11 protein-coding genes are annotated in these 12279 nt (G+C 32.3%); all 11 read left to right on the top strand.

All coding sequences use genetic code 11. From position 1 onward, the window contains the following. Positions 1-72: 72 nt before the first annotated feature. On the top strand, positions 73-2010 hold the full coding sequence (locus BET03_RS09715) for a sigma 54-interacting transcriptional regulator (RefSeq protein ID WP_120169811.1): 1938 nt from the start codon (positions 73-75) through the stop codon (positions 2008-2010). 211 nt (positions 2011-2221) lie between these two features. Beyond that, a complete protein-coding gene (locus tag BET03_RS09710; protein WP_120169809.1) occupies positions 2222-2665 on the top strand; it encodes a 4Fe-4S dicluster domain-containing protein in 444 nt (147 codons plus the stop codon). A gap of 18 nt (positions 2666-2683) precedes the next feature. After that, the gene (gene cooS, locus BET03_RS09705) at positions 2684-4612 is read left to right on the top strand and encodes an anaerobic carbon-monoxide dehydrogenase catalytic subunit (RefSeq protein WP_120169807.1); all 1929 of its coding nucleotides are present in this window, start codon (positions 2684-2686) and stop codon (positions 4610-4612) included. After that, positions 4612-4791 (top strand): hypothetical protein, encoded by a 180-nt coding sequence (locus tag BET03_RS09700; RefSeq protein ID WP_120169805.1) that lies wholly within the window; start codon positions 4612-4614, stop codon positions 4789-4791. The genes cooS and BET03_RS09700 overlap by 1 nt, the downstream gene beginning before the upstream one ends. Before the next feature lie 11 nt (positions 4792-4802). Further along, positions 4803-5570 carry an ATP-binding protein gene (locus BET03_RS09695; protein WP_120169803.1) on the top strand — a complete coding sequence of 256 codons (768 nt, stop codon included), beginning with the start codon at positions 4803-4805 and terminating at the stop codon, positions 5568-5570. 151 nt (positions 5571-5721) lie between these two features. Continuing rightward, positions 5722-6633: a M23 family metallopeptidase gene (locus BET03_RS09690; RefSeq protein WP_183108817.1), complete on the top strand. Its 912-nt coding sequence runs from the start codon at positions 5722-5724 to the stop codon at positions 6631-6633. Between the two features lie 96 nt (positions 6634-6729). Further along, on the top strand, positions 6730-6993 hold the full coding sequence (gene spoIIID, locus BET03_RS09685; RefSeq protein WP_120169799.1) for a sporulation transcriptional regulator SpoIIID: 264 nt from the start codon (positions 6730-6732) through the stop codon (positions 6991-6993). 265 nt (positions 6994-7258) lie between these two features. Beyond that, the gene (gene mreB, locus BET03_RS09680; RefSeq protein WP_120169797.1) at positions 7259-8278 is read left to right on the top strand and encodes a rod shape-determining protein; all 1020 of its coding nucleotides are present in this window, start codon (positions 7259-7261) and stop codon (positions 8276-8278) included. Positions 8279-8708: 430 nt separating this feature from the next. Continuing rightward, positions 8709-9782 (top strand): flagellar hook-basal body protein, encoded by a 1074-nt coding sequence (locus tag BET03_RS09675; protein ID WP_120169795.1) that lies wholly within the window; start codon positions 8709-8711, stop codon positions 9780-9782. Positions 9783-10251: 469 nt separating this feature from the next. Next, complete coding sequence (gene flgG / locus BET03_RS09670; protein ID WP_120169793.1) at positions 10252-11049, top strand: flagellar basal-body rod protein FlgG; 798 nt, start codon at positions 10252-10254, stop codon at positions 11047-11049. 674 nt (positions 11050-11723) lie between these two features. Continuing rightward, positions 11724-12062 (top strand): rod-binding protein, encoded by a 339-nt coding sequence (locus tag BET03_RS09665; protein ID WP_120169791.1) that lies wholly within the window; start codon positions 11724-11726, stop codon positions 12060-12062. The last annotated feature ends 217 nt before the right edge of the window (positions 12063-12279 follow it).

The following is a 12279-nucleotide window of genomic DNA, read 5'->3' as shown; positions in this document are numbered from 1 at the left end:
TCGATTTTTTTGTCTAGATTAATTATTTGATATAATATATAGTAAAGGATATTAGCCGAAAGGAGAAATTTAATGAATACTTTATATAAAAATAAATCAGAAAATTATGATAATTTGGAATTAAGTGTAAAACAATTAATAGATTCGTTAAGTTCAACGGAAAATATCAACACAATTGAAGATGATATATATTATAATACAGCAAAAAATTTTGGTACTAGATTAAATATAAAAACCTATGATGAATTGATTGAAAAAGTGTCTCAACTAGGGATAGGACAAGTTACAATAAGAATGATATTAGATGAAAAGATAGTAATTCAATTAGATGAATGTTTTACATGTAGTGATTTAGATTATTTAGGTAAAGCGGTATGTTATTTCGAAGCAGGTATATTAGCAGGGGCTATAAGTACAATAGTAAATAAAGATATGGATGCCATAGAAACTAGGTGTAATGCCTTAGGTGATAGCTTTTGTGAATTTGAAATAACAGAAAAGAAAGAAAATAGTAAAAACAAAAACTTTCATAATATTGAACATAATAAGGATATTAGCCTTTTAAACTTAACACTACATTCATTAAATTTAGTAAAAAACTATAAAAAAATAGAAAATGAAAGCAAACGATTTCATTGTACAAATCAGAAACTAAATAAAGCCTTAAGAAACGTTGAAAAAATAAATGAATTTAATCAAATAATATTAGATAGTATACCAAATTGTTTAGCTGTTATAGATAGAAATGGAACAATAATCAAAATAAATAATAGATATAAAAAGCTCTGCTTTAAAAATAATGTTGAAGTAGGAAATATAAACATAAAGGATGTAGATTGGAAAACTAGATATGAAGAGGTATTAAAAACTGGGGAGCCTGCAATATGGCATGAAATTATAGATGGAGTTGAGTATTTAATATTTGAAAGTCCTATTGATGATGGTCATGGTGTATTAAGGCAATTAATCCCTGTAGAATCTGATTTTATAAAATTATTACTACAAAAAATAAATTTCTTAGAAAAGGAGAATAGATACTATAAAAATAAAGTAATGGAAAAGGAAAAAGATAAAATAGATAATGTAATCGTCTATAGTGAAAAAATGAAAGAAGCTGTACGTTATATTAAAAAGGTATCAAAGACTGATGCGACTGTTCTTTTAAGAGGAGAAAGTGGAACAGGTAAGAGTGTATTTGCACGAAAAATCCATGAAGAAAGTTTAAGAAAAGACTATCCCTTTGTATATATTGACTGTACTACTATACCCAAAAACTTTTTCGAGGCTGAGTTATTTGGGTATGAACCCGGTGCCTTTACAGGAGCAAGAAAAAATGGTAAAAAGGGAAAATTAGAGGCAGCAGAAGGTGGAACAATATTCTTAGATGAGATAGCAGAGATACCTATTGAAACCCAATCAAAATTATTAAGATTTTTACAGGAAAGAAAGTTTGAAAAAATTGCTGGAGTAAAAACCCATACAGTAGACGTTAGAGTTATAGCAGCAACAAATCAAAACCTTGAAGAAATGGTTAGATTGGGGAATTTCCGTAAAGACCTTTATTATAGGTTAAATGTTATTAATATTACTTTACCACCTTTAAGAGAAAGGTGGGAGGATATTCCACATCTAATTAACAAATATATTTTAGACTTTAGTAGAGAAACTGGAACAGAGGTAAAGGAAGTTAGTGAAGAAGGCATGAAAATACTTATAAATTATGATTGGCCAGGAAATGTTCGAGAATTAGAAAATGTAGTAAAAAGATTAGTAATATTTTCTGAAGGTAAAGTCATAACTAAAGAAGAGATATTATCGGAATTAAACTCAACCTATGATATGGAAAAAGATACAAGTTATCATTTAAACAATTCAGAGAATAATGAAAGAAACTTAATAATAAACCTATTAAAAAAATATGATTATAATAAAACAAGGGTTTCAAAGGAATTGGGAATAACTCGACCGACTTTATATAATAAAATGAAAAAATATAATATAGATTATTAGTCTTACAGTGTAAAATTTAATTTTACACTGTAAAGTGAAATTTTACACTTATATATCTATAAAGTTATTATATATTGATAAATTTCCTGAAAATCACTTATTTTTTTCAAAAATAAGTGATTTTTTTTTGGCATGAAATATGCATTAAATAATAAATAAACGTTTTCATGGTGTGAGAATAAATCTTTTATGGGAGGAGGCTTAGCATATTATGGGATCTAAGTTTAAATTTTTAAAGATAAATCCTAAGTGGTGTCTAGGATGTAAAAACTGTGAATTGGCTTGTACATCTAGAAAAGCAGAAAAAAGCTCCGAATATGAGATAAAAACAAACATATATGTAACTGAAGCCAACAATATAAAATCTCCAATACATTGTAGACATTGTGAAGATGCCTATTGTGAAAAAATATGTCCTGTTAATGCTATTAAAAGTAATGATGAAGTAGTATATCTAGATTCTGAAAAATGTATTGGTTGCCAGATGTGTGAGCAAGCATGTCCTTATGGAGTAATAAGTATGAGTAAAAGCATCTCAGATAATAGCAATAAAAAGATAGCAAGTAAATGTGATTTGTGTTTAGATAGACAAAAAAATAATCAAAGTCCAGCATGCTACTCAGCATGTCCGGTAAAAGCTATAGAGCTTATATAATTTGTGAGGAGGGTTAAAATGGGTAATTGTTATGACACTTCAAATAATTGTTTGATAAATAAAGCACATGATGAAAATATTGATTTAGTTTGGGACCGATATGAAAAAATGAAGCCTCAATGTGGTTTTGGTGAAATGGGAATTTGCTGTAGAATCTGTTTAAAAGGACCCTGTAGAATTGACCCATATGGGGATGGACCAAAAGAAGGAATTTGCGGAGCAGATGCCGATACAATAGTAGCTAGAAATTTAGTTAGAATGATTGCATCTGGAACTGCATCCCACTCATTACATGGTAAGGAAATAGCAAAGACCCTTTTACACGTTGCTAAAGGTGAAACTGACAATTACAAGGTAAAGGATATTAGGAAGCTTAAAAATATTGCTGAAAAGCTAAATATTGATACAGAAGGAAAGACAATTAATCAGATAACTGAAGAAGTTGCAATGGCAAGTTTAATGGATTATAGCAGACTTGAAAATACTCCATGTAACTGGTTAAGTAATACATTAACAAAATCTAGATTAAAAAAGCTAACTGATTTAGGTGTTGCCCTAAATAACATAGAATCGTCCGTAACTGATATAATGTCCAGAACTCATATGGGAACTGATGCTGATGCAATAAATATATTACTAGCTGGGCTAAAATGTGCCCTTGGGGATTATGTAGGTATGCAGATTTCTACTAATTTATCTGATACCCTGTTTGGAACTCCTGAACCAATAATAAGTGAATCTAATCTGGGAGTAATTAATGAAAATGCTGTAAATATAGCTGTTCATGGACATAATCCACTATTGAGTGAGATTATTGTAGATGTAGCTGATGAAATGGAGGAGGAAGCTATAAAAGCAGGTGCAAAGGATGGAATAAATATAGTAGGTGTCTGTTGTACTGGTAATGAAGTATTACTAAGAAGGGGCATACCACTTGCTACAAATTTCTTATCTCAAGAATTAGCAATATTAACTGGTGCTTTAGAGGCAATGGTGGTAGATGTACAATGTATTATGCCATCCCTTGCTAAAATAGCCTCTTGTTATCATACAGAACTATTTACAACAATGCCCGATGCAAAAATATCTGGTGCAACCCATATAGAATTAAATGAAAAAAACTCGGTAGAAAATGCTAGGGTAATCATAAAAAAGGCTATTGAAAAATATAAAATGAGGGATAAAAACAAGGTCTTAATACCAAAGAGAAAAAGTAAGGTTATTGCAGGCTTTAGTACTGAATCAATAATTAAATTATTAAGTAAAATTGATAAAGAAAGACCACTTAAACCTATAATTGACAATATAGTAAATGGAAATATAAAGGGTGTTGTATTATTTGCAGGTTGCAATAATGTAAAGATAATGCAGGACAATAACTTTGTAACCATGGCTAAAAAATTATTAGACAATAATATATTAATCTTAGCAACTGGATGTGCAGCAGGGGCTTATGCTAAAAATGAGTTGATGAATTCTGAAGCTACATTCAAATATGCTGGTGAGAAATTAAAAGAGGTGCTTACATTGTTAGGAAAAGAAGCAGGTTTAGACGTACCACTACCACCAGTACTACACATGGGGTCATGTGTTGATAATAGTCGTGGTGTGGACCTTGCAGTTGCCCTGGCTAATGAACTAGGTGTAGACCTTGACCAGTTACCATTGGTAGCTTCAGCTCCTGAATTGATGAGTGAAAAAGCTATCTCTATAGGTACTTGGGTAGCCACAATTGGACTCCCTGTTCATATAGGAATGTTACCTCCTGTAGGAGGAAGTCAATTAACCATAGATGTACTAACATCAAAATTAAAGGAACTATTAGGGGGATATTTCATAGTAGAGGAAAACCCAATAAAAGCTGCTAATAAACTAATAGGGATAATTAAAGAAAAAAGGGTAGATTTAGGAATTGAGCCTACTGCTAAACCAAGTGAGGTGGTTTGATGGAACATGTTATAGACAATTTTGATAATATAGATAAATGTTTAAAATGTGGTAAACCGATTAAAGTAGTTAAATTAAAGTATATTAAGAAGAAAATAGAAAACATTCCCAATAGTCATTTAATTAATTTTAAATATTGTAGTAAATGTAAAAGGGAAAATGTAATTGAAAATTTATAGGAGGTAATTATATGAAAATAGCTTTGACAGGAAAAGGCGGGGTTGGAAAGACCACTATATCAGCTTTATTAGCAAGAAGATTGGTTGAAAGAAATTTCAATGTCCTTGCAATAGATGCTGATTTTGATGCTAACTTTGCTTCTGCCTTAGGAATAGATATTACTAAAGAAGACATAAAGCCAATTTCTGAAATGGAAAAGCTAATCGAAGAAAAAATGGGTACTAGTGAAGATATAGGAAAGGGCCTATATAAGTTAAATCCTTTCGTAGGGGATATACCTGATAAATTTTCTATAAAACATAAAGGGGTTAATTTTTTAGCTGTAGGAACAGTAAAAAAAGGCGGTGAAGGATGTTATTGTGCTGAAAATAAATTAATAAAAAGACTTATTAATCACATTGTGTTAAAAAGTGATGAAACAGTTGTTATGGATATGGAAGCAGGTTTAGAGCATATATCTAGAGGAACAGCTAAAGGAATCGACTTATTCTTAATAGTAGTTGAACCAGGATTAAGAAGTTTACAAACTGCCAATAAAATAAAGGAAATGGCTCATGATATAGGTGTTAAAAATATATATGCTATAGTTAACAAATTACATTCTAAAGATGAATTAATTTATATAAGAGATTATCTTAAAGACATAGAGATTATTAGTAGCATATACCTTAATGATTCTATAGCAAAGGCTGATTTAAAAGGTATATCACCAGCAGATACTGCAGATAAAGAATTAATTAGTAAGATAGATGAAATTATTGATAGATGCTATAGCTAATTTAAATTTAAGACATACCGACTATCTCACCCACACTACTTCTGTTATCGAGGGGCGTTTACGCCCCTCGTTTTTTTATGCCTCAAAAAATTATAAAAACATGTATTAAATGCAAATATCTGGTGATAATACTAATATGGAGGTGAGAGGATTGGGTAAAAATAATGATATATCACCAAAAAAGAGAACTAATATATTTAAATTCTTTGAAAAAGAAGGTTTTTATATAATCTTATTTATTTGTATATGTATAGTGGCCACTACTGCTGTTTGGGTTTCAAAGAATAACTTAGAAAAAATAAATAGCCTTAAAAATAAAGAGGAAACTAATTTAGTAGAAGAGCCTAATATTGAGGATTTTCCTCTTATGGAGGATATAGAAGAGGATGTAGATATTAAAGATGACTCTGATGTTAAAGCTATAAAAATAGACAAACCTTCAAATACACAAAAGACAAAGGATAAGGTAGATGAAGTAAAAGAAACAAAGGATAACCTACAAGTTACAAAAGACAAAGGGGCTAAGCCTCAAGAAGAACAAAAGACAAAACCTACATCTTCCACAAATTCTACACAGGTAGAAACTAAAGAAAAGAATACTTCACAACCAAAACCAACAACAGATGAGCCAAAGGTTAAAGCTGCATCTAGAACAATGACTGTACCTTTATATGGCAATATATCAATGGATTATGCAGAGGATAAACTAGTATATTCTAAAACATTAGAGCAGTGGACTACTCATAAAGGTATAGACATAAAAGCGAGGGAAGGAAGTGTTGTAAAGGCAGTATTAGATGGAACAATAACAGAAATAAAGCATGACCCAGGTTTAGGAATTGTCATAACTATAGATCATGGTAATGGACTTAAAACTAGATATGGAAATCTTTCGACAGATGAAATGGTAGAAGTTGGTCAAAAAATCAAGAAAGGTGACCCTATAAGTGGAGTTGGAAAGGGCACTGGCTTCGAGGCAGCTCAAGGTCCTCATCTTCATTTTGAAGTTATAAAAAATGGGAAAAATGTTGATCCCAAATTGTACATACCTAAATTTAAATAATACCTCAATTGGCTTGGATTTAAGTTCTATTACTCTTCAAAAATGCATAAAAATGTAAAAAAGACTCAATATTATCCATCAAAGGGGGTTAGATATGTGAAAGACTACATAGAAGAAAGGGCAGTAGAGATTGCAAAATATATAATAGCTGAAAAGGCAACTGTAAGACAAACGGCAAGAGTTTTTGGAGTAAGTAAAAGTACTGTACACAAGGATGTAACTGAGCGGCTCCCGAAAATAAACCCTCTTATAGCTGGTAAGGTTAAAGAAGTACTTGAAAAAAATAAGGCAGAGAGGCACATAAGGGGCGGAAAGGCGACAAAGATGAAATATAAGGCATTGGCAAATAGTGAACGATAAGATAATTAATATATAAGAGAAAACTTATCCCTCCTATAGGAGGGATAATATTTTTTTGTACAAAAATTTGAAGGATTTTCCCAAATTTTATAGAAGTATGTATAGTGGAATATTTTATGCAATTTTGAATCTATAAGGCAATTTTTTAAATAATTGGCCTTTATATATATAACAAACCCCCTGGAAAAAGTCAACAAAGACTTTTCGATTACTGAGTATTTTCAAAAGTTTTCGACTAAAAAATATGGGAAAGTGAGGGAAAAGAATGCTTAGCTTAAGGGCAGATATAGGAATTGACTTAGGCACTGCTAGTGTTTTAGTTTATGTAAAGGGTAAAGGCATAGTATTACAGGAGCCGTCAGTAGTAGCAATTGATAAAAATACCAACAAGTTACTTGCAGTAGGAGAAGAGGCCAGAAGAATGTTAGGTAGGACTCCAGGTAATATTGTAGCTATTAGACCGTTAAGAGAAGGAGTAATCTCAGACTATGAAGTAACAGAAAGAATGCTAAAATACTTTATTCAGAAGGCTGTGGGAAAACTATGGTTTAAACCTAGGATAATCGTATGTGTTCCAAGTGGAGTAACACAGGTAGAGAAAAAGGCAGTACTTGATGCAAGCAAACAAGCTGGTGCTAAAACGGCTTACCTTATTGAAGAACCGATAGCAGCTGCTATAGGTGCAGGATTAGATATATCAAAACCTACAGGAAATATGGTAGTAGATATTGGTGGAGGAACAACTGATATTGCTGTCATTTCATTAGGGGGTATAGTCGTAAGTCAGTCAATCAAGATAGCAGGTGACAAGTTTGATGAAGCAATAATAAGGTATATGAGAAGAAAGCATAAAATGGTAATAGGTGAGAGAACAGCAGAGGATATGAAGATAAAAATAGGAACAGCCTATAAGAGAAAGAAAGAAGCATTTATGGAAGTAAGGGGAAGAAATCTAGTAACTGGACTTCCAAGGAATATTAAAATTTCATCAACAGAAATGCTAGAAGCATTAGAAGAGCCTGTAACGTCTATTGCAGATGCTGTACACTTTGTCCTTGAAAGAACACCTCCAGAGTTATCATCAGATATTAGTGATAAGGGAATAATAATGACTGGTGGAGGATCTTTATTGCACGGATTAGACAAGCTTATTAGCGAAAGGACAGGCCTTCCTGTAATAATAGCTGAAGAAGCAGTTTCATGTGTGGCTATAGGTACAGGAAAATCCCTAGAGCATATTGAAAGCCTTGAAAATGGCCTAATAAGTAATGAGAGGAAAAAGTAGGTTAAAATATTCTATTGGAAAAATTTTTTATATTAGAATATGACAAATTTTTTAAAGTTTTTGATAAAAAAGACGATTTATATAAATGAGAGCTAAACATTAAAGGATTAATTATGAGACACCTACTTAATCACCTCATACTAATAATTGCTTGTAGTTTTAGTTGAGGGACAACTTAGGCCCCTCAACCGTTTTCTTTTTTATTGTCTAAGAAAGTATATTTCAACAAATTGCTGAAACAAAGAAAATATAATATTTGAGCAATGTCAAGAAGTTTCCAAGACAATAAAAAAGGGGTTCACAGGATGAAATCCCCTACCGTATTAGAGGGGTGCTTAAGGGTTAAGAAGTACCCGCCCAAGGGGAACTAGGTTCCCCTAGCGGAAGCGAGCTCTATTCGCTTTTGTAATATTAAAAGGAGAGTGGAACCATGAATAAGGGATTATATACAGCAGCAACTGCCCTTATATTAAATAAAAGAAGAATGAGTGTTACTACAAATAACCTTGCTAATGTAAACACTAATAGCTTTAAAAAGGATGTTGTTGTTTCGGAATCTTTTCCCCAGTTGTTACTTAGCAAGATAAACAGTCCAACTGATATTAAGAATTTAAAGGAATTTAATGGAGTAAAAGTAGAGAAAGATGGAAATATATATGATTTATCTATAGATTCAGGATACTTTAGAGTAAAAACACCTATTGGAACTAGTTATAATAGGGAATTAAAATTTACAATAGATGAAAATGGATATTTAAGAACCTTTTATAGAGATAAGGATGATAACTTAAAGACCAATGGTGAAAATTATGTATTAGGGAAAAATGGACCTATTAAGGTCGATAGTGAAGAGATTGAGATAGATAATAATGGGAATATATACTCAAGTGGTAAGCTGATAGATAATATAGTAACATTTGTACCACCAAATGTTTTAGGTGCAACCAGTGCAGGAGTTACTTTAGATAGAAACTACATAAACTTTTCACAGGGGGATATAGTAGAGACCGGGAATAATTTAGATTTTGCATTAAAAGGTGATGGGTTTTTTAAGGTTTATACAGGAGACGGAATCATGTATACTAGAGATGGCTCCTTTTCGTTAAATGATAGGGGAGAGCTTGTTACTTCAGAGGGATATTTTGTTATAGGCCAATATGGCTCTATTGTACTAGAAGGCGATAACTTTTCAATAAATGAAAATGGAGAAATACTTCAAAACGGGGAAGTTATAGATAGATTAGATATAATAGATATTGAAAATAAAGAGTCCTTAAGAAAGCAAGGAAATAACCTATATAAAATTGCAGATAATGCAGAAGCAAAGGAAGTTGCATTTAACGGACAAGTTATACAAGGTGCATTAGAAAGCTCAAATATAGACACAATCAAAGAAATGGTAAATATGATTACACTTTTAAGAAATTACGAAGCAAGTCAAAAGGTAATAAAAATGCAAGATGAGTTACTAGGTAAAGTCGCAAATGATTTAGGAAAAGTGTAAGAAATTGAAAATTAAAAATGTAAAATGGAAAATTAGAAAAAAACCAACCACTACCCACTAACCACCAAAAACTGTTTTTAAAAACAGAAAGAAGGGGACAGATCTATCGTTGAACGAAGTGAAACAGGAGACCTGTCCCCATTCATGAGGTAAAAAACGGAAAGAAATTAGAGGCAGTTAGTAGGTAGTAGTTAGTTGTTACGTTGTTGATGGATTCGCAATCCATCAACTTGATGAAAGAATTTTTTTGTGTGTTTTTTCACGTTGAGGGACGTGGGCGTCCCTCGACTGACCAACCACTATCCACCAACCACCAAAAACTGTCTTTAAAGTAACAGACATCAGGGCCTTACTCCTTAGGTTTAAGTAACGGACTACAAAGCATTACTTCTAAGGATAAGTAACTGTCCTCGTAGGCTAGACACCTTTGGCATAGTAACTAACTATCAAAAACAAAGGAGGAAAATAAATGATACGTTCCCTTTGGACAGCCGCTACAGGTATGAAAGCTCAACAATTAAACATTGATACAATCTCAAACAACTTAGCAAATGTAGATACAACTGGTTATAAAGCACAAAGAGTAGAGTTTAAAGACCTTATGTATGAAGCCCTTAAAAAGACTAACTTAAATGATGAAGAAGGAAGTCCTGTAAACCTAGAGGTTGGACACGGTGTTATGCCTTCAGCAACAACAAGAAATTTCAAAGGAGGAAGTTTAAAGCCAACAAACAATCCTCTAGATTTAGCTATAGATGGAGATGGATTCTTCGCTGTATCCTTACCTAATGGTGAGATAAGATATACAAGGGATGGAAGTTTTAAATTAAGTATAGATGGGAATGAAGGAAGAATAACAACATCAGATGGTTACTACGTTTTAACTGAAGATGATGATGAAATAGTCATAGAAGAGGAATTAAGAGATATATCGATAGATGAGTTAGGATACATTACAGCAAAAGATGAAGACGGAGAAACTGTAGAAATTGGTAGATTAAAGATAGTGAAATTTATGAATCCAGAGGGGCTTTTAAGTGAAGGACGTAATTTATATAGTGCTACTGATGCTTCAGGAGAAGCTATAGATGTAGATGCAGACGAAATGGATTCAAAGGTAGTTCAAGGATATCTTGAGGCATCTAATGTAAAGGTAGTAGATGAAATGGTAAAGATGATAACTGCTCAAAGAGCATATGAAATAAACTCAAAGGCTATCCAAACTTCAGACGAAATGATGCAAATGACAAATAACATAAAGAGATAATTAACAAGTAAATGAAATTGAAAATTGAAAATGTAAAATGTAAAATATGAAAAATACAATTGAGAATTAGAATTTTGTTAGTAGTTAATGGTTAGTAGTTAGTAGAAAAACTTGTTATGTTGTTGATGGATTCGCAATCCATCAACTTAAAAAACCGTAGAGCACATTTTAATGTGGGATAAACGTTGTTGAGGGACGCCCACGTCCCTCAACAAAGATAAGTAGAATAAGCTTCGAAGAATTACCAAATCACGAAACACGCTCTAAAATACAATTGACAATTAGAAAATAATGAAAAATAAAAAATATAAAAACTGTAGAGCAGACTTTAGTCTGCGATTGAAGGTTGAGGGATTACGAATCCCTCAACAACAAAACGTTAAAGCTAACCACTACCCACTAACCACCAAAAACTGTATTTAAAGTAACGGACATCGGAGCCTAACATCTGTGGTAAAGTAACGGACAACAACGTACTACTCCCTAGGTCAAGTAACGGACCTCAACGTTCTAACATCCTGGCTTAAGTAACGGACCGCATCGCTTTACTACTTAGGTCAAGTAACGGTCCTCGAAGGCTAGACATATCTGGCACAGTAACGGACATCAGAGCATCACCCAAAAGCTAAGAACTGAGAGTTGAGAACCAGGAACTAAAACATCGAGGTGGTTTAATGCAAATATCAAATAACCCAAATATAACTAAACTAATAAATAAAGCCAACTCACAAAAAAATAAGACTCAGACTACAAGCCTACAGAAAAAACTAGAATCTGCTTATAAAAAGGGAAACAATGAAGAATTAAAAAAGGCTTGCCAAGAATTTGAATCTATCTTTTTACATATGCTTTTAAAACAGATGCGTTCAACAATTCCTGACGGAGGACTTACACAAAAAAGTGCAGGAAGAGAAATATTTGAAGATATGTACGACCAAGAAATAGCTAAAAAAGCAACCCAAAAGGGCCAAGGAATAGGACTTGCAAAGTTACTTTATGAACAACTGAAATAAGGCAATGGACAATGGATAATTGAGAATTGACAATTAAATACTTTTTAGCCCCCTAATAGATTTGGACAAAAGTAACTAAAGAAATATAATTTAATTAGGGGGTGAATTTGCCTTGAAGACAAAGTCCAAACGTACATTTAGTGAAGATTATAGAGTTAAAGTAGTCAAAGAAGTATTAGAAACAGGAGAAACAGGTTTAGTTGCAAGACGTCATGAT

Source organism: Thermohalobacter berrensis (assembly GCF_003609645.1).
Lineage (GTDB): Bacteria > Bacillota > Clostridia > Tissierellales > Thermohalobacteraceae > Thermohalobacter > Thermohalobacter berrensis.
This window is presented reverse-complemented; position numbering and strand designations above follow the sequence as displayed.

Coding starts and splice junctions, on each gene's coding strand:
- BET03_RS09665 (WP_120169791.1), top strand. CDS start 11,724: ATGCAAATATCAAATAACCCAAATATAACTAAACTAATAAATAAAGCC.
- BET03_RS09700 (WP_120169805.1), top strand. CDS start 4,612: ATGGAACATGTTATAGACAATTTTGATAATATAGATAAATGTTTAAAA.
- BET03_RS09695 (WP_120169803.1), top strand. CDS start 4,803: ATGAAAATAGCTTTGACAGGAAAAGGCGGGGTTGGAAAGACCACTATA.
- cooS (WP_120169807.1), top strand. CDS start 2,684: ATGGGTAATTGTTATGACACTTCAAATAATTGTTTGATAAATAAAGCA.
- BET03_RS09715 (WP_120169811.1), top strand. CDS start 73: ATGAATACTTTATATAAAAATAAATCAGAAAATTATGATAATTTGGAA.
- flgG (WP_120169793.1), top strand. CDS start 10,252: ATGATACGTTCCCTTTGGACAGCCGCTACAGGTATGAAAGCTCAACAA.
- BET03_RS09710 (WP_120169809.1), top strand. CDS start 2,222: ATGGGATCTAAGTTTAAATTTTTAAAGATAAATCCTAAGTGGTGTCTA.
- mreB (WP_120169797.1), top strand. CDS start 7,259: ATGCTTAGCTTAAGGGCAGATATAGGAATTGACTTAGGCACTGCTAGT.
- BET03_RS09675 (WP_120169795.1), top strand. CDS start 8,709: ATGAATAAGGGATTATATACAGCAGCAACTGCCCTTATATTAAATAAA.